A 24,635-nucleotide genomic window follows, 5' to 3' on the forward strand; every position below is an offset into this window, starting at 1 on the left:
GGCGACCCCGCCGGCGGCGGCGAAGGAGAACGGCGTGACCACGGACGAGAACGCGAACAGGGCGCGAAGAGCAGTGTCGCTGGTCTTGCGGAACACGAATCCGGCGCCGCGCCCGTGAGCGTTTCCGAGTTCGACGAGTAGCATGGCTACATGTGTGCTGGCTACATCTCGGGGGCCGGCGCGCTGAACTGGGCCAGGGCGAGCAGTAGCGCGAGGACCACGAAACCGGCGTAGACGAGCCGCCGGCGGCGGATGTTCTCGTACGCGTGCCACCAGGCGATCGCCGCCTCCGACACCGGGCCGGCCACGAAGTTGCGCGGGCGGGCCTTCCGCGGCACGACCATCGGGGCGAGGCGGACGGCGGTGCTGACGTACACCCGGCGTTGCGGCTTCTCGGGTCGCTCCTCGGGGGTGACCGTGATCTGGCGGTCCTCCTCCTCGCCGGACTCCTCGCCGGAGCCGAACCAGCGCTCCGAGCGGCGCTGGAAGACCCGGCCCAGGAAGTCCTCGGCCGCCTCCGGACGGCCCAGGCGCGTTCGCCGCAGCTCCAGCCAGGACCAGTGGGTGGCCACGTCGGTGAGCACGTCGGCGTAGAGGACGTCGGCGTCCTCGGCGCCGGCGACCTGTGAGGCGTCGCGGCGCAGTGGCTCCAGGTGCCGGGTGACGAACGCGACGTAGCCGGGCGGGGGCTCCGATGTCATACGCATCACACCAACGCGCATGCCTGTCATCGTCCCACCGCGATCGTGTGTCCGGGACCCTTGCACGCGGGTGCGATGATCGGCCCCGTGGGCTCCGCGTTACCCGTCGGCCGGGAGATACTCATCCCCGGCGAGCTGTCGGTCGCCATCGACGAGGGTGGCATCCGCACGGCCGGCGGGATGCTGCCCGCGCTGCTTTACACCACCGACGGCCTGGAGCGGCACGGCCAGCGGGAGATGGTCTTCGCGGTTGCCCGCACCGGCGCGCCGGCACCGGGCTTCCCGCTCACCATGGCCCGCACCGTGCACCGCTTCGCCGCCGAGGGCCGCCTGGTCGACGCCGGCGACGTGAGCGTCTTCGGTCGCCCGGGCGTCGACGTCGACGAGCGCGTGACCGGCTTCGTCTACGCCGACCCGCCGGCCGCCCTGCCGTCCACTGTGGACCTGCCGCGCCCGCCGCTGATCGCCCTGCCGCTGCTGGGCGGGGAGACCGCGATCGTGCAGCGCTTCGGCCACGCGCGGGTGCTCGCCCTGCTGGGGGCCCAGGAGCGCTACTACCCGCACCCGTGGTGGTTCCGGCCCGGCCGCGCCCCGGTCCTTTCCGACGCCGAGTTCCGGGCGGCGACGATGCTGTCCCGCGCGCCGGCGTACAACCTGCCGTTCCTGCACGTGGTCCACGACGGCGACCGGCTGGAGCTGTCGGTGCCGGCCGAGGAGCTACCCGGCCTGCGGGAGGCGATGCGGGAGGCGCCGGAGGTTTGCGCGTACCTGCCGGGGCTGGCCGGCACGCCGAAGACCTACGTGTGGTCTCCCGGCCAGTCCGGCCCCGCCGCGATCGTCGCCCCGGGCGGCGAGCGCGCGACGAGGCTGGCCTGCAACTTCCTGCTGATCGTGCGCGGCTCCGCCGCCCGGCCCGGTGCCGCCCCCGGCGATCCGGTCCAGCAGCCGACGGCGCGGCAGGTCGAGGACGGCTTCGCGGTGCTGCTCACCGGCGCGATGCACGCCCGCCTCCTGCAGGCCGTGGAGGCCGGCCGCCCGGTCGAGATCGGCCTGCCCGGCGGCGCCGTGCGGGCGCTCGCCTTCCGGGTCACCCACCCGTCGGCCGAGGACGCCGAGGTCCCGGAGGGCCCGGACGCGGTCAACGCCCTGTCCCCGACGCTGCTCAACGGCGTGCCGGCGGCGACCACGATGGCCGCCCCGCCCGCCGCCGCCCCGGCGCCGTCCCCGCGCCCCGGCCGGATCGTGCTGCTGACGAGCGAGGAGCAGCTGCGCCAGGCCACGACACCGGCCGAGCTGAGCGACTTCCTCGACCGCGCCCGGCGGGTGGTGGAGCGGCTCTTCACCGGGGTGCGCCACCACACCGAGGAGCTGATGGTGGAGTTCCGTCTGGCCCCGAACCGGCCGGTGGCGGTGCGCATCATGGCCCGCCCCGTCGCCCCGCCGCGGGAGCTGCTGGTGGTGCTGGAGCGCCAGCTCGAGGCGCTGCCACCCCCGGTGATCCATTACACGGAGGTCGCCTTCCAGCTTCACCTCCCGATCGGCCCCGCCGCGAACTGAGGTCCGGGCGTCGCGCCGCCCCGGCCGGGGTTCGCGCGTGCGTCGCCCCGGCCGTGGCCGGCGGGTCACGCGGTCAGGCGGACGATCATCTTGCCCAGGTTGGCGCCCTTGAGCATGCCCAGGAACGCCTCCACCGCGTGGTCGATGCCGTCGACGAACGTCTCGGCGACCTTGATCCGGTCCTCGCGCAGCCAGGCGGTCATCTCCTCCATGAAGGCCTCGCGCCGGGACCAGTGGTCCAGGACGAGGAAGCCCTGCATGGTGAGGCGCTTGCTGATCAGCAGGCTCAGGTTGCGGATGCCGGTGGCGTCCGGGGTGTTGTACTGCGAGATCGCCCCGCACACCGCGATCCGCCCGTGCAGGTTCATCCGGAACAGGGCCGCCTCGAGCTGCTCGCCGCCCACGTTGTCGAAGAAGACGTCGATGCCGTCCGGGGCCAGGCGCTTGAGCTGGCCGCGGATGTCACCGTCGCGATAGTTGAAGGCCCCGTCGAAGCCCAGTTCCTCGGTGAGGTATCGCACCTTCTCCGGTGTGCCGGCCGAGCCGATCACCAGGCGGGCGCCCCGCAGCCTGGCGATCTGGCCGACCAGCGTGCCGACCGCGCCGGCCGCGCCGGAGACGAACACCGTCTCCTCGGGGCGCATGCGGGCCACGTCGAGCAGCCCGGCGTAGGCGGTCAGGCCCGGCATGCCGAGCACCCCGAGAAACGCGGAGGCGGGCGCGGCCGTCGTGTCGACCACGCGCACCCGCGCGGCGTCCAGCAGCGCGTACTCCCGCCAGCCCAGGCCGTGCAGCACGCTCTGGCCGGCCTCGACGTCCCCGGACCGCGACGCGACCACGGTGCCGACCGCGCCGCCGTCCAGCGGGGCGCCGAGCTGGAACGGCTCGACGTAGGACTTCACGTCGTTCATCCGGCCGCGCATGGCCGGGTCGACGGACATGACCTCGTTGCGCACCAGGACCTGGCCGGGCCCGGGCGAGGGCACCGGCTCCGGCCTGAGCTCGAAGTCCGACTCCGACGGGAAGCCGGTCGGGCGCGCCGCCAGGTGCCAGACCCGGTTGACGGTGCCGGTCACTTGGTGACCTCGATGTGCACGTCGATGTTGCCGCGGGTGGCGTTGGAGTAGGGGCAGACCTGGTGGGCGGCGTCGGCGAGTTGCTGGGCGGTGCCGGGGTCGGTGGCCGGCAGGGTCACGGTGAGCCAGACCTCCAGGCCGTATCCGCCGGCGCCGTTCGGGCCGATGCCGACCTTCGCCCGCACCTCGGAGCCCTCGACCGCGGCGAGCGCGTCCTGGCGGCGGGCCACGCTGCGCAGCGCGCTGTGGTAGCAGGCCGCATAGCCGGCGGCGAAGAGCTGCTCGGGATTGGTCGCTCCGCCCGCGCCGCCCATCTCCTCGGGCATGCGAACGTCGAAGTCGACGATGCCGTCGGAGCTGGTGACGTGGCCGTTGCGGCCGTCGCCGGTGGCGGCGACCTCAGCCGTGTAGAGCACCTGCATCGATCTCTCCCTGTCGCTGGAGTGCGGCGGTGAGCCGCACGAGGGTGTCGCGGAGTTCCGCGAGTTCGCCGCCGCCGAGCCCGCCGTCGCAGACCAGCCGCTCCGGTATCGTGGCGGCCCTTTGACGCAGAGCCGCGCCGTCGCCGGTGAGTCTCACGACGACCGAGCGCTCGTCGTCGGTGCGCCGCTCCCGCGCTACGAGGCCGGCCGCCTCGAGGCGCTTGAGCAGCGGTGACAGCGTGCTGGAGTCCAGCCGCAGCGCCGTGCCGAGGTCCTTCACGGTCCGCTCGTCACGCTCCCAGAGCGCGAGTAGGACCAGGTACTGCGGGTAGGTCAGGCCCAGCTCGTCGAGCAGCGGCCGGTAGCGCGCCGTGACCGCGCGGGTGGCGGTGTAGAGCGCGAAGCAGACCTGCCGGTCAAGCGGAAGGACGTCCACGGCGCCAACGGTAGCGCACGATTAAGTCGTGCGCGACCGAAGTGAGACGCGACCGACAGAGCATTCGATGCGGCTCACGGGCTGGAGCGCAGGGCCGCAGCAGGTCGCGGGGGCGTACGGGGTCGCGGGGTGGGAGCGAGGGCGCGGGGGCGATGGGGTGCGGGGAGGCGTGGCCCGCGTGGGCGTGGTCGGACGGTGGCGGGGTGAGCGGAATACTGGGGGCCATGCGTCGCGATGCCGTCGCTGGGTATGCCCTCGTTTCCTCCGCCGTCGCGCCCGTGTTGCTCATCGGGGGGTGGACCGTCGCGGCTGCGCTGCAACCCGGGTACGACTCGTTGCGGGACACCATCAGTGCCCTTGCCGCGGACGGGGTCGAGCATCGCTGGGTGATGACTGTCGCGCTCGTCGGGCTCGGGCTTGCCCACATCGTCACCGCGTGTGGGCTGCGGCCACTGGCCAAGCCGGCGCGGGTGATGCTCGGGCTCGGCGGCGCTGCCACGCTCGGCGCTGGCGCGTTTCCGGTGCCGGCGGCCAGCACCTCCGGTGCGCATCAGGTCGCGGCGACCTTCGCGTTCGTCTGCCTCGCGCTGTGGCCGGCCCTGTGGCGACAAGGCGGCGGTGGGGCGCCCCGGCCGCCTGTGCGCGTGATGATTCCCGCGACGCTGGTCATGGTCGCGCTGGTGCTGCTGTTCGCCATCGCCCTCGGCAGCGGCGTCCTGGTCGGGCTGGCCGAGCGCTTGGCCGCCGGCGCGGAGTCGGTCTGGCCCCTCGCGACGGTCCTGGCCCTGCGCCGAAGCGGCATATGAGTCCTGGGCCTGCGCCGAAGCGGCATATGAGCAAGAAGCGGAATATGAGCAAGCGGCATACAAGCGCGAGGGCGGAGCGCTGAACAAATGAAACGTCAGGCCTAGTTGTACCCGTCAATGCCTGCGAGCTTGCCGGGGTTCGCGACGAGATAGACGCCGCTGATGCGCCCGGCCGCGACGGCGAGGCTGAGGGTGTACCGGTGGCGGCCGTCCATGAGCAGCGCCGGCTGCCCGTTGAGCTCGGCCGGCGTCGCGGTGAGCCGGCGCGCGGCCACGGCGACGAAGAACCGGATCGTCTTGGCCCGCCCCAGGATCGGGTTGCGGGCCGTGCGCGCCCGGCCGCCGCCGTCGCTCCACACCACCACGTCGTCGTGCAGCATCCGCTCCAGCCGCTCGACGTCGCCGCGGCGGGCCGCTGCCACGAACCCGTCGAGCAGGCGGGCGAGCTCGGCCGGGTCGGTGCTGAAGCGCGCTCGGCCGCCGAGTGCCGCGACCGCGCGCCGGTGTAGCTGGCGGCAGTCCTCGGGGGAGCGTTCCAGGATCGCGCCGATCTCCGCGTACGGCACGGCGAAGGCGGTGTGCAGCACGTACACGGCCCGCTGCGGCGGCGTGAGGCGCTCCATGAGGTGCAGCACGGCGATCGACAGCTCGGACGTGTCGACCGCGCCGAACGGCGACGCCTCGGTCGACACCGGCTCCGGCAGCCAGGTCCCGATGTAGTCCTCGCGCCGCGCCTGCCGGGCCCGCAGCGCGTCCACCGCCAGCCGTGCCACCACCCGGGTCAGGTAGCGGCGCGGCTCGGCGACGTCGGTGCGCTCGGCGGCGCCCCAGCGCAGGTACGCCTCCTGCAGCACGTCCTCGGCGTCGTGGACGCTGCCCAGCATCCGGTACGCCAGGCCGTACAGCATCGGGCGATGCTTCTCGTATTCGCTCACCCCGTCGGCGGCTGCGTCCGGGTCGCGATCGAGAGGCGGTTCCACACGTTGATCGTCGCAATCGCCATCAGGAGGTTCACGACGCCCTCGTCGCCGAAGTGCTTGACCGCCGCGTCCCACACCTCGTCGGGCACCCCGTCCTCGCCCAGCTTCGTGACGGCGTCGGTGAGCGCGAGCGCGGCCCGCTCCCGCTCGTCGAAGAACGGCCCCTCGCGCCACGCCCCGACCGCGAACAGCTGCCGGGTGTCCATGCCGTCGGCGAGGCCCTCGCGGCTGTGCATGTCGAGGCAGAACGAGCAGCCGTTGAGCAGCGAGGCACGCAACTTGACGAGGTGCAGCAGGTGGCTGTCGACGTGCTTGCGGATGTACTTCTCCATGCCCGACACGGCCCGGTACGCCTCGGGGGAGACCTGGTTGACGCTCATGCGCGCCTGGTTGTAGGTCATAACGTGACGACGGCTACCCGCGAGCGGGCGTGACAGTCCCGAGTGTGGGCTGGAGCACTTGTTAGGGTTTGCCGATGACGTCCGCGACCTGGCGCCACCTGCCGCCCGCCGCTCGTGCGATCGCCGTCGCCGCGGTCGAGGCCGTCGAGGCGGCCCGGGCGCGGGACGCGGAGGCCTACGACGCCGCCGTGGACCGGCTCGCCGCGCTGGACCCGGAGCAGGCCGGGCGGGTCCTCGGGGCCGTGGTGCGCTCGCTGCTGGAGGCGCGGCATCCGGACGGGCTGGACGGGGATGACATCCGGGCGGCGCTGGAGCACGCGGTGCGCTCCGCCGGCACCTGGCGGGACGTGGACCCGCAGGTCATGGTCGTGCTGCTGATCGGCGCGCTCGGCATCCACGAGACCGACGAGGATGCTCCGGTCTCACCCCGCGCCCTGGCCGCGCACGCGCCGTTGCTCATCGACGATCTGTTGCAGCACCGCAGCTTCGCCAAGCTCCTGGAGCGGGCCTTCACCGAGATCGAGCGCGCGGAGCTGCACGATTAGTTGAGTTGCCGAGGCTAATTGCGGAATCCGTTGCGGAAGCGGCGGAAGAAGCCGCCCTCCTGCGGCAGCGGCGCGGAGGCCGGGGGAGCGGACGCGCGCTGGCGGGCGATCGGGCGGTCGTAGTCGGTCCGCGCGATCGCGTCGATGATCTGCGCCTCGGTGAAGTGATCGGACCCCTCGATCATCGGGACGAAACCGACGAGGATGCCGTCCCGCATCACCTGGGCCTCCAGCCCCGCGGTGCCGTCGGTGTCCCAGACGGCGACCCGGCCGTCGAACAGCTGCACCCGCACGCCGAACTGCGACAGCCCGGCCTTCGCCATTTCCAGATGGGCCGGCACGCCGCGCTCCCGCAGCGAGTCGACGACCCTGCGCGCCTCGAACTCATCCATCCCGGAACGTTAGCTCCGGAGCCTGAGAACTGGCTGAACATCGGGCGCGCAGGGCCTTCGCGTTGAGGTCATTTGGACGGCTGCGGCAGCTCACAGCTGATCTTCGGGTTGACCCCGACGTAGTTCAGTGGCCCCGCGATGATGGTGACCGCGATGGTGCCCGCCTTGGCGCAGTTCGCGTCGTCGCCGTTGAAGTAGCCGCGCTGGCCCGCCGCGATGACGCCGATGATCAGCCAGATGGCGAGGATGACCCCGCCGATCGAGGAACCCCGGCCCACTGCTCCGCCTCCTTCGTCTTCTCCTGAACGAGATCGACGAATGGATACCCCAGCGGCGCCGTGCGGCAAACGCGGCCACCGTGACCCGCGTCGCTTCCGGTGTCGGCTTGGCAGCAATCGGGGAGTGAGCGGGCCGCCCGAGGCCATAACGTTCGCGGTGCACGTTCTTCAACCGCTAATTGATGGGGTACCTCGATATGAGCGACGACTACACGAACTTCAGCACCGACCTCGACGGCAACGGCACCGACGACCCGGCCGCGATCTACACCCTCGACGACGGCAGCAACGTGCTGGTCGGCGACCTGGACCACGACGGGCAGATGGACATCGCCGCCCTGGACAGCGACGGCGACGGGGTGTACGAGGTGGCCTACGACCCGGCCACGGGCGAGACCTACGACCTGACCGGCTCGGCCGACCCCGGCTACGACGAGTACGACGGCTCCGGCGGCAACCTCGACGGCGACGTGGTCTCCGCCGGCTCCTCCGACGGCGACGCGGCCTCGTCCGGCTCCTCCGGCGGCTACTACGACGCCGGGGCGGTCTCCGACATGCTGGCGATGCAGCACGAGGCCAGCATGGCCGTGATCAACAACATCTGACCCGGTTCCCCGCCCGGCCCGCGCTTTCGCGGGCCGGGCGGCCGGTATACATGATCCCCGTGACATCGCTCAGCCCCCTGCTCGTGGCCGACCTCGTCGGCATCGCCGTGTTCGCGGCCTCCGGCGCCGTCGCCGGCGTCGCCAAGCGGCTCGACCTGTTCGGCGTGGTGTTCGTGGGGTTCACCGCGGCCCTGGGCGGCGGGATCATGCGCGACGTCTTCGTCAACGTCCAGCCCAACGCGTTCGTGGACTGGCGGTACTCCCTGGTCGCCGTCCTCACCGCCGCCGCGACCTTCTGGCTCCACCCGGCGGTCAGCCGGCTGCGCTGGACGGTGCTCGTGCTCGACGCCGCGGGGCTCGGGCTGTTCGTGGTCACCGGCACGCTGAAGGCGCTCGACGCCGGGCTGCCGCCGATCGGGGCCTGCATCATCGGCATGATCACCGGGATCGGCGGCGGCCTCGCCCGGGACCTGCTCACCGGTGAGATCCCGTCCGTGCTGCGCCGCGAGATCTACGCCGTGGCGGGGCTGCTCGGGTGCGGGTCGATCGTGGCGCTGGACGCCGTCGGGGTGCACCGGCCGGCCGGGATCGCCCTGGCCGCGACGCTGACGTTCGTGCTGCGGATGATCGCGATCCGCCGCAACTGGTCCGCGCCGACGCCGTCGTAGTTTCTGGTTACGGGCCAGAATTCCTGACACAGGGTGGCAGGAATTGGCGCGACGATGGGCGCATGACCGGATTCGCGAGCCTCATCATGGTGAACATCGACTGCGCCGAGCCGCCGGCGCTGGCCGCCTTCTACAGCGAGATGCTCGGCTGGGAGGTCACGCACACCCAGGCCGAGTACGCGATGATCTCCGACGGCACCACGTCCGTCGGCTTCGGCCAGATCGCCGGCTACGCGGCGCCGACCTGGCCCGAGGGCCCGACGCCGAAGCAGTTCCACCTCGACTTCTACGTCGACGACCTGGCCGACGCCGAGGAGCGGGCGCTGAAGCTGGGTGCGAGCAAGCCGGAGTTCCAGCCGGGCGGCGAGCGGTACACGGTGCTGCTCGACCCGGCCGGCCACCCGTTCTGCGCCTGCCTGCGGTCCTGATCCGCTGGTCCTAGGTCCTGATCCGCTGAACCTATCTGCTCAGGGTCGATCCCGAGACGGACGGCGGCCTCGCGCCGAGGAAGAAGATGCCCGGGAAGCCGTCCGTCTCGAAGCCCGCGCTCGGGTTCTTGCGCAGCGTGGAGCCTTCGATCGACATGGTGCCGGTCTTGTCGTTGCTGACGAAGAAGACCGCGCCGCCGCCCTCGTTGGCCTTGTTCTGCTCGATCAGCGTGCCGGCGATCTTCACGGTGAAGTTGTCGCCGTCGCAGTAGATCGCGCCCCCGCTGCCGCCGCCCGGGGTGCCGGAGCGGGCCGGGTTGGCGCCCTTGCCGATCGCCGAGTTGTACGAGAACACGCTGTTGAGCACCACCCACGACACCTGGATGCTGCTCAGCGCGCCGCCGTTGGAGCAGACCCCGCCCTGGCCGGACGCGCCGCCGAAGGTGCTGCCGACGATGTAGACGGGCTGGTTGTGGTACTGGCTGAGGACCCGGATCGCGGCGCCGCCGAGGTCCGGGCCGGTGTCGTCGCAGCGGTTGCGCACGAAGCGGGTGTTGACCGCCTTGAACCGGCCGCCGCGCACGAAGATGGCGCCCCCGCCCCCGCCCTCGGTCTTGTCGCCGGCCGAGTTGCCGTCGGCGAAGGCGATGTTCTGCACCGTCAGGGCCGGGGTCGCCTGGTCCTGGCAGTGGTCGGTGGCCCACTCCAGTTCCTTGTCGCAGGTGTTCTGGTACAGGATCCGGCGCTTGCCCTCACCGCTCAGCGTGACCTTGCCGCCGCCGTCGATGACCACCTTGGACGAGCGGTTGCGCACCTTCGCGGTCTGCTTGACCACGATCGTCACCGGGTCCGGGCCGCAGTCGAACGTGATCACCCCGCCCTGCGCGACCGCCGCGACGAACCTCTCGGACGTGCAGCCGGCGGGCGAGCCGTCCCCGACGATCCAGGTGGGGTTGGACGAGTCCGCGGCCTGCGCCTCGGCCGGCACGGCGGCGTGGCCGCCCGGGTTGCCGTTGGTGAACGACTGCCCGGCCTGTGCGCCCGCCCCGGTCTTGCTCGGCGCCGCGCCCATGCCGCCCGTGCCGCCGGTGCCGCCTTCGGCCTCGCCGGACGCCCCCGCCGACGCGCTCGCGGAGTCCGACGAGCCCGGCAGGCGGTCGCCCGGATCGGCGGGCAGCCGCTCGTCACCGCAGCCCGCCAGCGTCAGCGCCGCCACCAGCAGCATTGCCCCGAACTGTCGTCGCATTGGGCGATGGTAGCGGTCCGCGTCACCCGGCTCATCGGCGTCGCTCACCGCTTCCCGCCGATCGCTGTTCGTGGCGCCCGGCGCTGACGACGAGGTCGGGGCGCTCCGCGGCGGTTGTCAGCGGTGGCGCTTGAGCTCCCGCTCCCAGTCCACCGCCGCGGCCTCCAGCGACTCCGGCGTCAGGTCGAGCGTGACCGGATAGTCGAACGTGATCTCCCGCTCCGCCCCCAGCCAGGCCGGTGCCGTCTTGCCGGAGAAGCCGACGGTGATCCGCGGCTGCCCGTACTCGTGCTCGTCCAGCGTGAAGGACAAGGTCGCGAAGCCGAGCCGCTCCAGCAGCTCGATCTGGCCCTTGGCCGCCTTGAGCAGCCAGTCCCCGAGCTGGCGGGCCTCGGCGCGGGTCAGGCACGGCGCCCGGAACATCCAGGCCCGCCCGTCGAGCGCGTCGACGACCCCCTCGACGACCAGCGTCTCGCCGGTCGCCTCCACGGCTCGCAGTTCGACGTGGGCCCCGTTTCGCGATTGCAGTCTCACCGGCCCAGCATCGCAAACCGGACGTCAGCTCACACCAGGCGAAAGGCCGGATACGGTACCCCCATGAGACCGCACCTGGCCGAGCAGCTCGACATGCGGCCGCATCCCGAGGGCGGCTGGTACCGCGAGACCTGGCGCTCCCCGGTCGCCTTCACCCCCGAGGGCTACGACGGCCCGAGGAGCGCCGCGACCGCGATCTACTTCCTGCTCCACCCGGGCGAGCGGTCGGCCTGGCACGTGGTCCGCTCCGACGAGCTGTGGTTCTGGCACTCGGGCGGCCCGCTCCTGCTCCGCCTGGGCGGGCGCGGCGACCACCCGGGCGCGGGCCCGCAGGTCGTGCTGGGCGCGGGCGTGGCCGCCGGCCAGTGCCCCCAGGTGCTGATCCCGGGCGGCGTCTGGCAGTCCGCGGACCCGGCCGGCGACGAGCCGGTCCTGGTCAGCTGCGTGGTGGCGCCGGGCTTCGACTTCGCCGACTTCCGCCTGGACGACTGACGCCGAGCCCGGCCCCGCTCAGTTGAGCACGCGGCGGGCGAAGCGGAAGGCGTAGATGTTCGAGATCTTCACGCCGCCGCGCTCGGTCGAGGCGTGGACCATGCGGCCACCGCCGATGTAGATGCCCACGTGGCCCGTCGACGGGAAGATCAGGTCGCCGGGCTGGAGGTCCGCCCGCGCGACCGGGCGGCCCGTGCCGGCCAGGCCGCCGGTGGAGCGGGGCAGGTTGATGCCGGCCCGGCGATACGCGGCGACGACGAGGCCCGAGCAGTCGAACTCGTCGGGGCCCGTCGAGCCGTACGCGTAACCCTTGCCGACCTGGGCCATGGCGAAGCCGACCACGCCGCCGCCGGAGTACCCCGCGACCGGGCCGCGGGCCGGGCGGCGCGTCTGGGTGCGGGGCGCGCCGGTGGCCGGCATGGGGCGGGGGCGCGTCGTGGCGCGGTCGGTGGTGCGGGGCGTGCGCGGGGACCTCGTGGCGCGGGAGGCCCTCGTGGTCTCGGCCCGGGCCGACTCGGTGCGCGGGGCCGGGGCCGTCGCGGTCCGGGCCGGTGCGGCCGCGGGCGGTGGTGGCTGACGGATGCCCCGGGAGGCGTCCCGGAGTTCGATCAGGCGGTCCGGGAGCACCGCCCGGGTCGTGGTGGTCGCCTCGTCGGGCGCGGCGGCCTCGGACGCGGCGACGTGGGTCGAGTTGCCGCTGATCAGGGCACCGCCCAGAACGGTACAAGCGATCGTGCAGGCGGTCGTGGCCGCCGCGAGGCCGCGGCGTAACGGATGAGTGCTCAGGTGTGGCTCCCCCGTTCGGCCCGGGGCACTCGTGCGCTCTCCGGTCCCGCTCGCCCGGCCCGTACGGCCGGACTCGCGGGGTGACCGGGGCGACGGAGAAATGTTCACCGCCCCCGGCACCGGAGACCCGGGCAACTGATCACTGCCGAGAGCCAAACTAAACCGACGTATCCGATCAGTCGGGCAATTCGGAAAAATATCCACATCGGCGGGGATTCATTCCGGATGTACCGGCGGAGAATAGCCACGTCGATCTAGCATTCGACGCCCCGTGCGCGAGGGATTGCCGGGGGTGTGGGGTCAGCGAGGCGGTTCCGGGTCGGAGACGTCCGCCACGGTGGCCGACAGCGCCTCGATCGCGGCGTCCGCGGGCACCGCCAGGGCCACGCCGTGCCGGCCGCCGCCGAGGGTGATCTCGCGGCCCCGGATGTGCTCGTCGGCGATCACCGGCCAGGCCGTCGCCGAGCCGAACGGGGTGATCGTGCCGCGCTCGTACCCGGTCGCCGCCTTGGCCGTCGCGGCGTCGGGCATCGACACGCGAGCCACGCCGAGCAGGGCGCGCAGCTTCGGCCACGAGATCACGCGGCCGCCGGGGACCAGGACGAAGCGGAAGTCGTCGTCGGCGAGGCGTACGACGATCGTCTTCACCACGTCGGCGACCTCGACGCCCCGGGCCGCGGCCGCCTCGGCCAGGCTGCCGACCGGGCCGTGCTCGACGACCCGGAACGGAATGCCGGCGGCGGCGACCCCGTCAATCGCGGCGTTCGATCCAGTATCGGGGGACATATCCGGAATATCCTCAGGGAACGAGCGGCCGGACGCGTTCTGCGATGAACCGTACGAAACCCTCGGGATCCGGGTCGTCCGGCGTCGGTTGCAGGATCACGTGGTTCGCGCCCGCGGCGGACCAGCGTTCGATCGCGGCCGCGAAATCGTGCTCGTCGCCGGAGATCAGCACGTCGGTGTCGTCCGGGTAGCCCCATTTGACCCGATCCGTGGCCAGGCGTTCGAGCGCGTCCGGGCCCGTCGCGGCGTGCAGGTACACCACGATCGGGTGCGGGTCCGAGCGGCCCACCGCCGTGCGGCCCTCGTCGATCAGGGTGCGGGCGCGGCGTACGTCGTCCGGGCCCGTGCCGCCGGTCAGCACCGTGCCGTCGGAGACCTCGCCCGACAGGCGCAGCGTTTTCGGGCCCGTGGCGCCGAGCAGCACGGGCGCGCGCTGCGGCGGCGGCCAGTCCAGGGCCACGTCGGACAGGCGGACGTAGCGGCCCTCCGGTGTCGACACGCGCTCGCCGGCCAGCAGGGCCCGCAGGGCGAGGGTGTACTCCCGCAGCAGCGTCAGCGGCGAGGAGACCCGCGCCCCGACCTGCCCCATCCAGTCCTGGACCCCGTGCCCGGCGGCGATGACCGCGCGTCCGGGGAACATGCGGTACAGCGTGGCGGTCTCCATCGCCGCGATGGCCACGTTGCGCAGCGGCACCGGCAGCAGCCCGACCCCGACCCGCAGCCGGGTGGTCCACGCGAGGGCGGCGGAGGCCATGGTCAGCCCGCCCTCCAGGAAGCAGTCCTCCCACAGCCACAGCTCCTCGAGCCCGGCCTCGTCGGCGGCGGTCACGATCGAGCGCAGCCGCTCCGGCGGCAGCTGTGGCAGAAACACGGCACCCAGCGTCGTCATGGGGATCAGTCTTCCACCCCAGTGTCGCAAACCCGGCCGGGAAGCCGGCTGTCCCGGGATGGAACGCCCCGGAGGGCATGAGGCAACGACACGCCGTCGTACTCGGCGGCAGCATGGCCGGCCTGCTCACCGCGCGGGTGCTGACCGGGCACTTCGAGCGGGTGACGATCGTCGAGCGCGACGAACTGGCCGGGGGCTGGGCCGGCGACCCCGGCGCCGATCCGCGCGAGCGCGAGGTGCGCCGCGGGGTGCCGCAGGGCCGGCACGCCCACGGGCTGCTCGCCGCCGGCCTCCACGTGATCGAGGAGCTGTTCCCGGGCGCCGCGGAGGAGCTCGTCGCGGCCGGCGTGCCCGCCGGCGACGTGCTGGGCAACGTGCGGTTCTGCGTGAACGGGTACCGGCTCAAGCAGGTGCCGTCCGGCATGGCGGCGCTGTCGTTCAGCCGGCCGTACCTGGAGGCGTACGTCCGGGCCAAGGTGTTCGCCCTGCCCGGCGTGACGGTCCGCGGCGGGCACGACATCGTCGGCGTCGTGGTGGACGCGGCGCGGGCGCGGGTGACCGGGGCGCGCGTCCAGGCCCGCGACGGCGCGCCGGAGACGCTCGCGGCGGACCTGGTCGTCGACGCGACCGGGCGCGGCTCCCGGGCGCCGCGGTGGCTGGCGGAGCTGGGCTTCGCCCCGCCGCAGGAGGAGCGGCTGCACGTCGACCTCGCGTACGTGTCGCGGCACTACGAGGTCGATCCGGCGCTGCTGGAGGGCGACATCGCGATGATCATCGGGCCGTCGGCGGCCGCTCCGCGCGGGGGCGCGGTGATGCTGCAGGAGGGCGGCCGGGCGGTCGTCACCCTGTTCGGCATCCTCGGCGACCACGCGCCCCTGGACGACGCGGGCTACCGGGCGTACGCCAAGCGCCTGCCCCTGCCGTACGTCTCCGACATCATCGAGGCGTCCACCCCGCTCGACGACGCGGTCAAGCTCCGGTATCCGGCGAGCACGCGGTTGCGGTACGACCGCCTGCGCCGCTTCCCGAAGGGCTTCGTGGTCGTCGGGGACGCGATGTGCTCCTTCAACCCGATGTACGGCCAAGGCATGTCCGTGGCGGGCGTCGAGGCGCTCAGGCTCGGGGACCTCCTCTGCGAGGGCGGGGATTTCGACGCGTTGCGGTTCTTCCGCGCGGTCCGGCCGGTGATCGACATCCCGTGGCAGATCGCGACCGGCGGCGACGCGGCCCTGCCGGGCGTGGACGGGCCGAGGGACGCGCGGACGCGGATGGTGAACCGGTACCTCAACCGCCTCTACGCCACCGCCGCCCGCGACGAGGTCGTCTCGCTCGCGTTCAACCGGGTCACGAACCTGCTCGACCCGCCGGCCGCGCTGCTGCGCCCGGCGATCGCGATGCGGGTGCTGGTGCGCCGGGGTACCAAAACAGTTCATGAACTTTGATCAACGATACGTCGATGACACATTGAAGCGGTAGCATCACCCCTCGTCACATCGAGGTGCGGGAGTGTGATGTGCGGACGCGCGAGGTGCCTGACCACATCTTCGAGAAGCTGATCGGCGCGCTGATCTGCGAGTCCGCGGCGGCCATGCTGGCCCAGCGCTCCCGCGGCGCGGACCTGCACGCCGGCGAGGCACTCGGCCAGGTGTTCGCGTGGCTGTGGGAGACCACCCCGGACGACCTGGTCGCGTACGTCGCGGACCTCGCCGCGCAGGTGCGCCACCACGCCCCGGGCGCTGACCCGGCCTTCTCCCTCGACGACGTACTCTCGGCGGTCGGCCGCGCCTCGGCCGCGATGCCACCGGCCGAGGGTGCGGCGATGCTGGCCTGCCTGCGCGCGGGGCTGCCGGCCTACCTCTGAAGCCACGCTCCGAGCGGCCCCGCCTGGTGTTCAGAGCGGTGGATGTGCATGTCCCCGACCCTGGACGCGAGCCGGAATGCGTCGTCCGTTGCGGCAGTGGCCCCGCCCTGATCAACGGAGTGCCTCCGGATGGGCGCCGACAGTACGGTGCCTGCATGTCCCCCGCGGCAGCGGTGGCGCACTGGTGGGACGTACCGCCGCGCCGCCAGGTCAGCCACCTGAGCGGGGCGGCGCCGGAGTTGCTGACCGTCGCGCTCGACCCGCTGCCGTCCGCCGCGCCGGCCGTGGTGTCCTTCCGCCCGGCCCCGCCCGGCTCACCCGGCGACCAGGTCCACGTCGTCCTGCGGGAGCTCGACAAGGCGGCGATTTCGCTGTACCCGCTGTGGCTCCCGGGCGCGGAAACCCTCGACGGGCCCAGCACCCTCGGGGTCGCCGCGGTCCGCACCCTGGCCGAGCGCGCGGCCGCCGGCTCCCACAACTTCGGCCCGTTCCTCGCCGACCTCGCGTCCCGCTCGCTGCGTCGCCTGGCTTTCGACCGCCCTCCGTCCTTCCCGCCCGAAGTCCGCGCGGCGGGCCTGGCGCGGGTCATCGCCGCGGCGTACGGCCGTTCACACCTCGTCGTCATCGTCGAGCTGCCCGACGACCTGGGCCCGGCCGCGGAGCGGGCGCTCGTGCACGCCGCGGAGTGGCTGGTCCACCACGGCGGCGTGACGGTGTGGCTCGCCGGCGCGCCGCTGCGCAGCGTGGACCGGGTGCGGTCCGTGCGGATCGCCCTGCCGCCGTCGATCGCGGCCCTGCCGGCCGAGGCCGCGGCCCTTGGGCTCCTGCCTGCCCGCCCGGCACCGGGCCCGCGCGTGACGTACCCGCCACGCTCGGGCTTCCCACGCGCCGACAGCGAGGCCGAGCAAGCCCTGGAGCGAGCCCTGGCGAAGAGCGAGTGGGCGCGGGGCCGCCGCTGGAACCACGACTACGAGCCCGACATCCTCGGCCGCCGGTACCGCCTGGACCTGTTCTGGCCGGCGGAACGCCTGGTGGTCGAGGTCGACGGCGACGACCACCGCGGCGCGGCCAAGTTCGCCGACGACCACCGCCGCGACGTACACCTCCAGCTCCACGGCAACGACGTCCTGCGCTTCACCAACGAGCAGGTCCTGACCGACGTCCTGCTCGTAGTCCACAACATCAGACAGCTGCTCGAACAGCGGCGGAGAGGCCCCTCCCAATGAAGCAGACCCTGGTCAAAATCCTGACCGCCCTGCGCGACAACGGCGGCACGCTGGACAACAAACAGCTCAAGGAACTCGCGGGCAGCACCTTGACCGGCCAGGACAACGCGCTGCTCGTGAACCAGGGCCTGGTCACGACGCAAAACCGACGACCGCTTCTGCACACCCTGACTGACGCCGGCCGGGAGTATCTGATTTCGCTGACGGTGCCGAAGCCGAAATCCCTGTCGCCGAACCAGATCCTGGCGCTTGTCGTGCTGATGGCCGAGGCCCGCGAGCTGAACAACAACGAATTCGCCGAGGCGGCCGGCTTCTCGCTGACCGGGAACGACAACCGCAGGCTGGAGAAGCTCGGCTACGTCGAGACGGACCGCACCTCCAAGCCCTACTCGCACCAGCTCACCGACGAGGGCTGGCGCCTGGTCCGGACCCTGCACAACACCACGCCGCCGGAGGAGGGCCGCTCGGCGATCCGGACCCTGTTCACCTTGATGGCCAACGTCTCCCGGGCGCTGGAGCGCCTGCAGATCAGCCACGGTGAGTTCTTCAAGCAGACAACCATTTCCGTGGTGCCGCAGGACGTCGAGGGGGCGGTTCGGGCCGCCTACAAGGCGCTCGCCAACCCGCCCGGCGGCTGGGTGGGCCTCGCCGATCTGCGCGACCGCCTGTTGGGCCTGGACAAGGAGACGGTCGACGCCACGCTGCGGGCCATGCTGCCGAAGCCCGGCGTGCGGATCATTCCGGTGGCGAACACGAAGGCACTGAAGCCGCGGGACCGCGATGCCGCGGTGAGGATCGGCGGCGAGGACAGCCACATGATTGCGATCGAGTCATCATGATCACCGACACGCAGCGTGCCGCACTGATGGCGTTCGACTTCAACCCAGCACCGACTCCCGACGATGTCTGGCGGGACTTGCGATACAACGTCCCGGAGCTGCACGAGAAGACCGCCAAGGAGATCGTCAGCGGCGTCAACAAGGCCCGGCGCGACGACATCTCCAAACCCCTCAGCGTCGCGATGGAGGGTCGGGCGGGTGTGGGCAAGACACATCTGCTCGGGGCTATCCGGGAGCAGATCCAGACCGCAGGTGGCTATTTCGTCCTAGTCAACATGATCAGCGGCCGGACATTCTGGGACAGCACCGCGCTGTGCATGGTTGAGTGCCTTGACCAGCCCGCGAAGGGGTGGCCCAGCCAGCTCGTACGATTCCTGCGCAATCTCTCGGCCGACCTTCATCTGCCGGCCGATGTCCGAGATGCGATCGCGGGGGATGGTGTGCTGACGCGGGCTCATCTGGACGCGTTCATCATCGCCCTGCGCACGGAGCACCGTGACGTCGGCAAGGAATGTCAGGACACGGCCCGTGCCTTGGTGCTCAACGGATCCAACGACTTCGAGGCGCAGGACGTCGGATATGCACACCTTATATCCGAACTCGGCGATCCCGACGGACGGACCAAGTGGGGCATGTCGCAGGCGGTCCGCAGTCCCCAGCAGATCGTGCGGGACATCTCCCGGCTGATGGCGCTGCCCATGGATCCGACCGTCATCGCGGTCGACCAGATCGACACGCTGTTCGCCCAGACCACAACGACGGTGTTCGACCAGCGCGAGAGCTTGGAGGACGACGACGCTCGTCTTCTCGGTCAGGTCGCCGACGGGTTGCTGAACCTTCGGGAGATCACCCGCCGCACCCTTATCGTCGTTTCCTGCCTGCCGGAGATCTGGGCCCTGATTGAAAGGAACGCGCCAGGCCCGGTGGGTCAACGGTTCCGGCGTGAGACGCTGCCCGACCGGATTCCTTCCGACGAGATTGCCGAGAAGATCGTCGCACGGCGCCTCGGAGCCACGCGTTTCGGTGCCACCTATGACACGTGGCCGGTGCTACCCAAGGCGTTCGAGGGAATCGCGAACAAGCACACACCGCGGGCCCTGCTGCGGAAGGTCGAGCGGCACATCCATCGGTGTCTCGAAGAGGACCGGATTGCCGAGTTGGAGAAGTTCCCGGATGACGACAAGGGCACGGTGGTTGTTCCGCCCCCGGATCCGGGGAGCGACTTCCCAGAGATTGACGCTCGGTTCGCCGAGCTTGTTGGGGCGCTTGATGTGTCGGCGGCGCTGCAGTATGAGACCGAAGACGCCGAGATGCCCTCTCTGCTCGCGGCGGGGCTCAACGCCTGGATCGATGAGCAGGCGCCGACCGGGGCCACCTACAAGCACGACCCGCTGCCCAGCCGGAAGCCTGCGCTGCACGGGCGGCTCATCAAGGTGCTCGACGAGTCGACCGAGAACGAGGCGCACTGGGCGTTCCGGGCGATCAACAGCCCGAACGCGATCGCCGTCATCAGCCGGGTCAAAGCCGCCTCGACCATGGCCGGGCTCGACAAGGCCGTTCCGCAGCGGCGGCTCGTCGTGCTGCGGAACTCTCCCTGGCCCACCGGGAAGCGGACCAAGGAGATCATCGAGGCGTTCGCGGCGGCCGGGGGGACCGTTGCGAAGATCTCCGAGAGGGATCTCAAGGTCTTCGCCGCGCTCAAGCATCTTGGTGTCGCGCCGCCACGGCATTTCCAGGAGTGGTTGCGGGCCCGGCGGCCGGCCAGCCGGACTGAGCTCTTCTCGAAGCTGCTCGAGTCGGCCGGGGAGAACGCCTCGGAGGGGGAACCAGAGCCGGCTGAGGAAGCAGCCGTTGTCGCACCTGTTGCCGCTGGGCGGATTGCGCTGGGAGCGCTCGCTGAAGGCGGGGAGCCGTTCACAGTCGGGCTGGAGTCGTTGCGGCGGCATACCGTGGTGTTCGCCGGGTCCGGGTCCGGTAAGACCGTGCTCATTCGGCGGCTTGTGGAGGAGTGTGCGCTCGCCGGAGTCTCCTCCATCGTGCTCGATCCCAACAATGACCTCGCCCGGCTCGGGGATGCGTGGCCGTCGGCGCCTGGTGGATGGGGGCCGGGGGACGACGCGCGGGCGGCCGAGTATCTGGGGTCCACCGACGTGGTGATCTGGACGCCTCGGGTCACCAGTGGGCGGCCGCTCGCGTTTCAGCCGTTGCCGGACTTCGGGCCGGTTCGGGACTCGGCCGATGAGTTCGATCAGGCGATCACGTCCGCCGTTGAGGCGTTGGCGTCCCGGGCCGGAGTACATACCGGCACCCGGCTGGCCAAGCAGGGCAAGGCGGTGCTGACCGAGGCGCTGATCGCCTACGCGCGGTCGGGGAACTCGGGGCTGCGGGGCTTCACGGAGTACCTCAGTGATCTCCCCGACGGCGTGAGCAGCATGGCGAAGGCGGGCAAGCTGGCCGGCGAGGTCGCCGAGACGCTCAAGGCTGCCATGGTCACGGATCCGCTGTTCGGTGGGCATGGGGCGCCGGTGGATCCCGGGGAACTGTTCACGCCGCGGGCCGGGCGGCGGGCCCGTGTCTCCGTCATCAGTCTTGCCGGGCTCAGCTCGGACGAGCAGCGGCAGAGCTTCGTCAATCAGTTGCAGATGGCGTTGTTCGCCTGGATCAAGCGGAATCCCGCCGGCGACCGGCCGCTGGGTGGGCTTTTCGTGATGGACGAGGCGCAGACGCTGGCGCCGGCCAGTGGGAGTACGCCGTGCACGGCCAGCACGATCGCGTTGGCGTCGCAGGCACGCAAGTACGGGCTCGGGCTGGTGTTCGCCACCCAGGCGCCGAAGGGGCTGCACAATCAGATTTCCGGGAACGCCACCACGCAGTTCTTCGGGCTGCTGAACGCGCCGGCGCAGATTGACGCGGCTCGGGAGCTGGCTCAGGCGAAGGGCGGGAAACTGCCCGACATCGGGATGCTCGGAAGCGGGCGCTTCTACGCGGCCGGAGAAGGATTCTCGTTCGTGAAGATGGCTGCGCCGATGTGCCTTTCGTACCACCCGGCGGCGCCACTGTCGCCGGAGGAGGTCATCGAGCGGGCGCGGGCCGGGCGTTGAGCATGGGGGCGCGTTTCCGCGCCCCCATTCACCTAGCGGTTAGTTCAGCGCGAACTTCTGCGCCGCGGAGCCGTTGCAGTCCCAGATCTGCAGGCGGGTGCCGTTGGCCGTCGCCCCGTTCGGGGAGTCCAGGCAGCGGCCGGACTGCGGGTTGCGCAGGGAGCCGTCGGCCTGCTGCTGCCAGACCTGGCCGCCGACGCCGTTGCAGTCCCACAGCTCGACCTGGGTGCCGTTGGCGGTGCCGTTGCCGTTGATGTCCAGGCAGCGGCCCAGCGTACGCAGGGCGCCGTTGGACTGGTGGAACCAGTGCTGGTCCACGGCGTACGACTGGCAGTCCCAGAGCTGGACGGCCGAGCCGTTGGTGCCCGAGTCGTCCGCGGCGACGTCGACGCACTTGCCGCCCGGGCCGACGCCGGTGCCGCCGCCGTTGACGGCGAACTTCTGCGCCGCGGAGCCGTTGCAGTCCCAGATCTGCAGGCGGGTGCCGTTGCCCGTCGCGCCGCTGGGCGAGTCGAGGCAGCGGCCGGACTGCGGGTTGCGCAGGGAGCCGTCGGCCTGTTGAATCCACTGCTGGCCGCCGACGCCGTTGCAGTCCCACAGTTCGACCTGGGTGCCGTTGGCCGTACCGTTGCCGTTGATGTCCAGGCACCGGTTCAGGGTGCGCAGCGAGTTGTCCGCGAAGTGCGTCCAGTGCTGGTCCTCGGCGTACGTCTGGCAGTCCCACAGCTGCACCGCGGCGAGGTTGCCCCCGGTGTCGTCCGCGGCGACGTCGACGCACTTGCCGCCCGGCCCGGCGATCGTGCCCTGCGGCCCGTTCGGGACGCTGGTCTGGCCGCTGTAGCCGACGCTGACGATGTTGGCCTGGACGGCGTTCTCGGCGGCGTCGCTCGGGTAGCCGTACACCATCGCGCCCTCGAACCAGGTGCCCCGATTACGGTTGCTGTTGTCACCGCCGATGCCGAGGATGATGCCGCCCTCCTGGTGCATCGGCCGGTAGCCGGGCTTGTCCGTCGGCAGCGCCCCGTTCCACCAGGTCGTGAGCCCGCCGGACTGGGAGTTGCCGCCCTTGAGCGCGTACGTCGTCTGGCCGTTGTTCTTCAGCACCGCGGTGACGTATGCCGAGTTGTTCCCCGGGTTCGGGTTCGACCCGTTGCCGCCCTGGAACATGCCGTTCTCCATGTCCGCCTCGATCCACGGGCCGGAGCCCTGGCACGGCGGGAAGAAGCACGTCGTCGCGATGCTGATCGCGTCCATGTGGCCGTTGCCGATGTCGTACGGCGTCGCCTCCGCGTTGCCGTAGTCGAAGCAGCAGTCCGAGCCGACGTGCGTGCCGCTGGCGACCATGTAGACGCCCTCGGGCTGGCCGTTGACCGCCACGCCGGGCGCCCGGCCGTTGAACCGGTATCCGACCCCCGGGGAGACCCACAGGCCGTACACCTTGTGACCACCGGCGCTCACCGCGATCTCGCTCGCGTCGGCGCCCCGGTCACCCGACCCCGCGCCGCCGTCCGGCGCGATCGTCAGGTCGCTGTGGTTGCTCGTCTGGTCGTAGATCTTCGTGATCCGGCACGTCGAGCCGTTGCAGAACGCGTCCTGGTCGCCGGCGTTGGCGTACCCACCCGCGGCCAGCAGGCCGATGTCGTGCAGGGCGCCGTCGGAGGCACGCTGGATCTGGTAGAGCGGCCCGCTGTACGCCGCGAAGAGCGCCCGCGTCGTGCTGTGCGCGGCGACGCACGCCGTGCCGGCCGAGGCGTAGATGTCGCAGGGCAGCGGCCCGGCGGCCTGGGCTGTTCCGGTGAGCCCGACGAGGGCGGCGGCGGTGAGGGCCAGGCTGGCGGCGGCGGAGAGGAGCATTCTCCGGCGCCGGCCCGGTCGTGATCGACTGACCACGGGAGGACCTCTTTCGTTCGAGGGGGTTGCCGCGCGGTACCGCAGGAAAGCCCGGCCGATGGCGGCAGCCGAGACCGATCGACGCTTCATTATGCGTAAGTACGTCGATGTTTGATAGAACTTGTTGACAAGTGTTGAATCTGCGGTCCCAGCTGTGCGCGGCGCAATCGGCGCTGTGACGTGGAAGGGGGTTGCATGGTTATGCAGTCCCTCGTATATGCTTCACCCGTGTCCAAGGTGCTCAACTCTCTGCCTGTCGGCGAACGTGTCGGGATTGCCTTCTCCGGAGGGCTCGACACCTCGGTAGCGGTCGCGTGGATGCGTGAGAAGGGCGCGATCCCGTGCACGTATACCGCCGACATCGGTCAGTACGACGAGCCCGACATCGCCTCGGTGCCGGGGCGCGCCACGGCGTACGGGGCCGAGGTGGCGCGGCTGGTCGACTGCCGGGCGAGCCTCGTCGAGGAGGGGCTCGCGGCGCTGGCCTGCGGGGCGTTCCACATCCGCTCCGGCGGCCGGGCGTATTTCAACTCGACCCCGCTCGGGCGGGCCGTGGCCGGCACGCTCCTGGTGCGCGCCATGCTCGAGGACGACGTGCAGATCTGGGGCGACGGCTCGACGTTCAAGGGCAACGACATCGAGCGTTTTTATCGGTACGGCCTGCTGGCCAACCCCGCACTGCGCATCTACAAGCCCTGGCTCGACGCCGACTTCGTCGGTGAGCTCGGCGGGCGCAAGGAGATGTCGGAGTGGCTGCTGGCGCACAACCTGCCGTACCGGGACAGCACCGAGAAGGCGTATTCGACCGACGCCAACATCTGGGGTGCCACGCACGAGGCGAAGTCGCTGGAGCACCTGGACGCCGGGATCGAGATCGTCGACCCGATCATGGGTGTGCGCTTCTGGGACGCGGGTGTTGAGATCCCGTCCGAGGACGTCACCGTCGGGTTCGCGCAGGGCCGCCCGGTGACGATCAACGGCAAGGAGTTCGCAACCGCCGTCGACCTGGTGCTGGAGGCGAACGCGATCGGCGGGCGGCACGGGCTGGGCATGTCCGACCAGATCGAGAATCGCATCATCGAGGCGAAGAGCCGCGGCATCTACGAGGCGCCGGGCATGGCGCTGCTGCACGCGGCGTACGAGCGGCTGGTCAACGCGATCCACAACGAGGACACGGTCGCCGCGTACCACAACGAGGGGCGCAAGCTCGGGCGCCTGCTGTACGAGGGCCGCTGGCTCGACCCGCAGGCCCTGATGCTCCGCGAGGCGCTGCAGCGCTGGGTCGGCTCCGCCGTCACCGGCGAGGTGACGCTGCGCCTGCGCCGCGGCGAGGACTACTCGATCCTCGACACCACCGGCCCGGCCCTGTCGTACCACCCGGACAAGCTCTCCATGGAGCGCACCGAGGACGCCGCGTTCGGCCCGGTCGACCGCATCGGCCAGCTGACCATGCGCAACCTGGACATCGCCGACTCGCGGGCGAAGCTGGAGCAGTACGTCTCGCTGAACGTGATCGGCAGCCCGCACCCGATGCTGATCGGCGCCAACCAGACCCCGTCGGCCGACCTGCTGGGCGCGATGCCGGCGGGCGGCGCGGCCGCGATCGCGTCCCGCGGCCCGGCAACGCCGGAGGACGCCGAACTGCTGGACAGCGCCGCCATGGAGCTCGGCACCGACTGATCAGCCCGCG

27 protein-coding genes are annotated in these 24,635 nt (G+C 71.5%); 13 read left to right on the top strand and 14 right to left on the bottom strand.

Annotation, left to right across the window (positions count from 1 at the left end):
- Positions 1-161: 161 nt before the first annotated feature.
- Positions 162-701 carry a hypothetical protein gene (locus ACQPY0_RS10570; protein ID WP_432987360.1) on the bottom strand — a complete coding sequence of 180 codons (540 nt, stop codon included), beginning with the start codon at positions 699-701 and terminating at the stop codon, positions 162-164.
- 87 nt (positions 702-788) lie between these two features.
- Between ACQPY0_RS10570 and ACQPY0_RS10575 the strand changes: the two genes are divergently transcribed.
- The gene (locus ACQPY0_RS10575; protein WP_432987362.1) at positions 789-2,258 is read left to right on the top strand and encodes a hypothetical protein; all 1,470 of its coding nucleotides are present in this window, start codon (positions 789-791) and stop codon (positions 2,256-2,258) included.
- A 65-nt stretch (positions 2,259-2,323) separates the two neighbouring features.
- Here the strand turns inward: ACQPY0_RS10575 and ACQPY0_RS10580 are convergent, their stop codons facing one another.
- The 3 genes from ACQPY0_RS10580 to ACQPY0_RS10590 are packed head-to-tail and all read right to left on the bottom strand — an operon-like array spanning position 2,324 to position 4,192.
- Positions 2,324-3,334, bottom strand: coding sequence for an NADP-dependent oxidoreductase (locus tag ACQPY0_RS10580; RefSeq protein WP_432987364.1), 1,011 nt, complete (start codon positions 3,332-3,334; stop codon positions 2,324-2,326).
- Positions 3,331-3,756 (bottom strand): organic hydroperoxide resistance protein, encoded by a 426-nt coding sequence (locus ACQPY0_RS10585; RefSeq protein WP_432987366.1) that lies wholly within the window; start codon positions 3,754-3,756, stop codon positions 3,331-3,333. The genes ACQPY0_RS10580 and ACQPY0_RS10585 overlap by 4 nt, the downstream gene beginning before the upstream one ends.
- A complete protein-coding gene (locus ACQPY0_RS10590; RefSeq protein ID WP_432987368.1) occupies positions 3,734-4,192 on the bottom strand; it encodes a MarR family winged helix-turn-helix transcriptional regulator in 459 nt (152 codons plus the stop codon). The genes ACQPY0_RS10585 and ACQPY0_RS10590 overlap by 23 nt, the downstream gene beginning before the upstream one ends.
- Before the next feature lie 224 nt (positions 4,193-4,416).
- Between ACQPY0_RS10590 and ACQPY0_RS10595 the strand changes: the two genes are divergently transcribed.
- Positions 4,417-4,998: a DUF998 domain-containing protein gene (locus tag ACQPY0_RS10595; protein ID WP_432987370.1), complete on the top strand. Its 582-nt coding sequence runs from the start codon at positions 4,417-4,419 to the stop codon at positions 4,996-4,998.
- Between the two features lie 101 nt (positions 4,999-5,099).
- Here the strand turns inward: ACQPY0_RS10595 and sigJ are convergent, their stop codons facing one another.
- Together sigJ and ACQPY0_RS10605 are read right to left on the bottom strand one after the other, a co-directional pair.
- On the bottom strand, positions 5,100-5,978 hold the full coding sequence (gene sigJ / locus ACQPY0_RS10600) for an RNA polymerase sigma factor SigJ (protein WP_432987372.1): 879 nt from the start codon (positions 5,976-5,978) through the stop codon (positions 5,100-5,102).
- Complete coding sequence (locus tag ACQPY0_RS10605) at positions 5,930-6,379, bottom strand: carboxymuconolactone decarboxylase family protein (RefSeq protein WP_432987373.1); 450 nt, start codon at positions 6,377-6,379, stop codon at positions 5,930-5,932. Before ACQPY0_RS10605 ends, sigJ begins: the two co-directional genes overlap by 49 nt.
- Positions 6,380-6,453: 74 nt before the next feature.
- Here ACQPY0_RS10605 and ACQPY0_RS10610 point away from each other — a divergent pair, with 74 nt between their 5' ends.
- The gene (locus ACQPY0_RS10610) at positions 6,454-6,924 is read left to right on the top strand and encodes a hypothetical protein (protein WP_432987375.1); all 471 of its coding nucleotides are present in this window, start codon (positions 6,454-6,456) and stop codon (positions 6,922-6,924) included.
- 14 nt (positions 6,925-6,938) lie between these two features.
- Here ACQPY0_RS10610 and ACQPY0_RS10615 read toward each other — a convergent pair whose 3' ends face one another.
- Together ACQPY0_RS10615 and ACQPY0_RS10620 are read right to left on the bottom strand one after the other, a co-directional pair.
- Entirely contained in the window at positions 6,939-7,316 is a 378-nt protein-coding gene (locus ACQPY0_RS10615) for a hypothetical protein (RefSeq protein WP_432987377.1), read from the bottom strand.
- 68 nt (positions 7,317-7,384) lie between these two features.
- Entirely contained in the window at positions 7,385-7,594 is a 210-nt protein-coding gene (locus tag ACQPY0_RS10620; RefSeq protein WP_432987379.1) for a hypothetical protein, read from the bottom strand.
- 182 nt (positions 7,595-7,776) lie between these two features.
- Between ACQPY0_RS10620 and ACQPY0_RS10625 the strand changes: the two genes are divergently transcribed.
- The 3 genes from ACQPY0_RS10625 to ACQPY0_RS10635 all read left to right on the top strand — a co-directional run bounded on the left by ACQPY0_RS10625 (position 7,777) and on the right by ACQPY0_RS10635 (position 9,295).
- Complete coding sequence (locus ACQPY0_RS10625) at positions 7,777-8,199, top strand: hypothetical protein (protein WP_432987380.1); 423 nt, start codon at positions 7,777-7,779, stop codon at positions 8,197-8,199.
- 59 nt (positions 8,200-8,258) lie between these two features.
- Positions 8,259-8,867: a trimeric intracellular cation channel family protein gene (locus ACQPY0_RS10630; RefSeq protein WP_432987382.1), complete on the top strand. Its 609-nt coding sequence runs from the start codon at positions 8,259-8,261 to the stop codon at positions 8,865-8,867.
- A gap of 62 nt (positions 8,868-8,929) precedes the next feature.
- Entirely contained in the window at positions 8,930-9,295 is a 366-nt protein-coding gene (locus ACQPY0_RS10635; protein ID WP_432987384.1) for a VOC family protein, read from the top strand.
- Positions 9,296-9,326: 31 nt separating this feature from the next.
- Here the strand turns inward: ACQPY0_RS10635 and ACQPY0_RS10640 are convergent, their stop codons facing one another.
- Complete coding sequence (locus ACQPY0_RS10640; protein WP_432987386.1) at positions 9,327-10,541, bottom strand: hypothetical protein; 1,215 nt, start codon at positions 10,539-10,541, stop codon at positions 9,327-9,329.
- Positions 10,542-10,658: 117 nt separating this feature from the next.
- Positions 10,659-11,075 (bottom strand): WapI family immunity protein, encoded by a 417-nt coding sequence (locus tag ACQPY0_RS10645; protein WP_432987388.1) that lies wholly within the window; start codon positions 11,073-11,075, stop codon positions 10,659-10,661.
- Positions 11,076-11,138: 63 nt separating this feature from the next.
- Between ACQPY0_RS10645 and ACQPY0_RS10650 the strand changes: the two genes are divergently transcribed.
- Positions 11,139-11,567 (top strand): cupin domain-containing protein, encoded by a 429-nt coding sequence (locus tag ACQPY0_RS10650; RefSeq protein WP_432987390.1) that lies wholly within the window; start codon positions 11,139-11,141, stop codon positions 11,565-11,567.
- A gap of 18 nt (positions 11,568-11,585) precedes the next feature.
- Here the strand turns inward: ACQPY0_RS10650 and ACQPY0_RS10655 are convergent, their stop codons facing one another.
- From ACQPY0_RS10655 to ACQPY0_RS10665, 3 genes are all read right to left on the bottom strand, one after another.
- The gene (locus ACQPY0_RS10655; protein ID WP_432987392.1) at positions 11,586-12,461 is read right to left on the bottom strand and encodes a C40 family peptidase; all 876 of its coding nucleotides are present in this window, start codon (positions 12,459-12,461) and stop codon (positions 11,586-11,588) included.
- Between the two features lie 192 nt (positions 12,462-12,653).
- The gene (locus ACQPY0_RS10660; protein WP_432987394.1) at positions 12,654-13,139 is read right to left on the bottom strand and encodes an aminoacyl-tRNA deacylase; all 486 of its coding nucleotides are present in this window, start codon (positions 13,137-13,139) and stop codon (positions 12,654-12,656) included.
- A gap of 13 nt (positions 13,140-13,152) precedes the next feature.
- On the bottom strand, positions 13,153-14,028 hold the full coding sequence (locus ACQPY0_RS10665) for an LLM class flavin-dependent oxidoreductase (RefSeq protein WP_432987395.1): 876 nt from the start codon (positions 14,026-14,028) through the stop codon (positions 13,153-13,155).
- Between the two features lie 77 nt (positions 14,029-14,105).
- On the opposite strand from ACQPY0_RS10665, the gene ACQPY0_RS10670 reads away from it, so the two are divergent.
- From ACQPY0_RS10670 to ACQPY0_RS10690, 5 genes are all read left to right on the top strand, one after another.
- Entirely contained in the window at positions 14,106-15,470 is a 1,365-nt protein-coding gene (locus ACQPY0_RS10670) for an FAD-dependent oxidoreductase (protein ID WP_432987397.1), read from the top strand.
- Positions 15,471-15,556: 86 nt separating this feature from the next.
- Positions 15,557-15,889, top strand: coding sequence for a hypothetical protein (locus ACQPY0_RS10675; RefSeq protein WP_432987399.1), 333 nt, complete (start codon positions 15,557-15,559; stop codon positions 15,887-15,889).
- Between the two features lie 155 nt (positions 15,890-16,044).
- Entirely contained in the window at positions 16,045-17,115 is a 1,071-nt protein-coding gene (locus tag ACQPY0_RS10680; protein WP_432987401.1) for an endonuclease domain-containing protein, read from the top strand.
- Positions 17,112-17,954, top strand: coding sequence for a hypothetical protein (locus tag ACQPY0_RS10685; RefSeq protein WP_432987403.1), 843 nt, complete (start codon positions 17,112-17,114; stop codon positions 17,952-17,954). The genes ACQPY0_RS10680 and ACQPY0_RS10685 overlap by 4 nt, the downstream gene beginning before the upstream one ends.
- A complete protein-coding gene (locus ACQPY0_RS10690) occupies positions 17,951-21,055 on the top strand; it encodes an ATP-binding protein (protein ID WP_432987405.1) in 3,105 nt (1,034 codons plus the stop codon). The genes ACQPY0_RS10685 and ACQPY0_RS10690 overlap by 4 nt, the downstream gene beginning before the upstream one ends.
- A 39-nt stretch (positions 21,056-21,094) precedes the next feature.
- Here the strand turns inward: ACQPY0_RS10690 and ACQPY0_RS10695 are convergent, their stop codons facing one another.
- Entirely contained in the window at positions 21,095-22,909 is a 1,815-nt protein-coding gene (locus ACQPY0_RS10695; protein ID WP_432987407.1) for an arabinofuranosidase catalytic domain-containing protein, read from the bottom strand.
- Between the two features lie 264 nt (positions 22,910-23,173).
- Here ACQPY0_RS10695 and argG point away from each other — a divergent pair, with 264 nt between their 5' ends.
- Positions 23,174-24,625, top strand: a complete 1,452-nt coding sequence (argG, locus tag ACQPY0_RS10700; protein WP_432987409.1) for an argininosuccinate synthase — start codon at positions 23,174-23,176, stop codon at positions 24,623-24,625.
- The last annotated feature ends 10 nt before the right edge of the window (positions 24,626-24,635 follow it).

The sequence above is a fragment of the Dactylosporangium sp. CA-233914 genome (assembly GCF_050942935.1).
Taxonomy (GTDB): domain Bacteria; phylum Actinomycetota; class Actinomycetes; order Mycobacteriales; family Micromonosporaceae; genus Dactylosporangium.

Coding starts and splice junctions, on each gene's coding strand:
- ACQPY0_RS10570 (WP_432987360.1), bottom strand. CDS start 701: ATGACATCGGAGCCCCCGCCCGGCTACGTCGCGTTCGTCACCCGGCAC.
- ACQPY0_RS10585 (WP_432987366.1), bottom strand. CDS start 3,756: ATGCAGGTGCTCTACACGGCTGAGGTCGCCGCCACCGGCGACGGCCGC.
- ACQPY0_RS10595 (WP_432987370.1), top strand. CDS start 4,417: ATGCGTCGCGATGCCGTCGCTGGGTATGCCCTCGTTTCCTCCGCCGTC.
- ACQPY0_RS10605 (WP_432987373.1), bottom strand. CDS start 6,379: ATGACCTACAACCAGGCGCGCATGAGCGTCAACCAGGTCTCCCCCGAG.
- ACQPY0_RS10610 (WP_432987375.1), top strand. CDS start 6,454: ATGACGTCCGCGACCTGGCGCCACCTGCCGCCCGCCGCTCGTGCGATC.
- ACQPY0_RS10615 (WP_432987377.1), bottom strand. CDS start 7,316: ATGGATGAGTTCGAGGCGCGCAGGGTCGTCGACTCGCTGCGGGAGCGC.
- ACQPY0_RS10625 (WP_432987380.1), top strand. CDS start 7,777: ATGGGGTACCTCGATATGAGCGACGACTACACGAACTTCAGCACCGAC.
- ACQPY0_RS10635 (WP_432987384.1), top strand. CDS start 8,930: ATGACCGGATTCGCGAGCCTCATCATGGTGAACATCGACTGCGCCGAG.
- ACQPY0_RS10640 (WP_432987386.1), bottom strand. CDS start 10,541: ATGCGACGACAGTTCGGGGCAATGCTGCTGGTGGCGGCGCTGACGCTG.
- ACQPY0_RS10650 (WP_432987390.1), top strand. CDS start 11,139: ATGAGACCGCACCTGGCCGAGCAGCTCGACATGCGGCCGCATCCCGAG.
- ACQPY0_RS10660 (WP_432987394.1), bottom strand. CDS start 13,139: ATGTCCCCCGATACTGGATCGAACGCCGCGATTGACGGGGTCGCCGCC.
- ACQPY0_RS10665 (WP_432987395.1), bottom strand. CDS start 14,028: ATGACGACGCTGGGTGCCGTGTTTCTGCCACAGCTGCCGCCGGAGCGG.
- ACQPY0_RS10670 (WP_432987397.1), top strand. CDS start 14,106: ATGAGGCAACGACACGCCGTCGTACTCGGCGGCAGCATGGCCGGCCTG.
- ACQPY0_RS10680 (WP_432987401.1), top strand. CDS start 16,045: ATGTCCCCCGCGGCAGCGGTGGCGCACTGGTGGGACGTACCGCCGCGC.
- ACQPY0_RS10685 (WP_432987403.1), top strand. CDS start 17,112: ATGAAGCAGACCCTGGTCAAAATCCTGACCGCCCTGCGCGACAACGGC.
- ACQPY0_RS10690 (WP_432987405.1), top strand. CDS start 17,951: ATGATCACCGACACGCAGCGTGCCGCACTGATGGCGTTCGACTTCAAC.
- ACQPY0_RS10695 (WP_432987407.1), bottom strand. CDS start 22,909: ATGCTCCTCTCCGCCGCCGCCAGCCTGGCCCTCACCGCCGCCGCCCTC.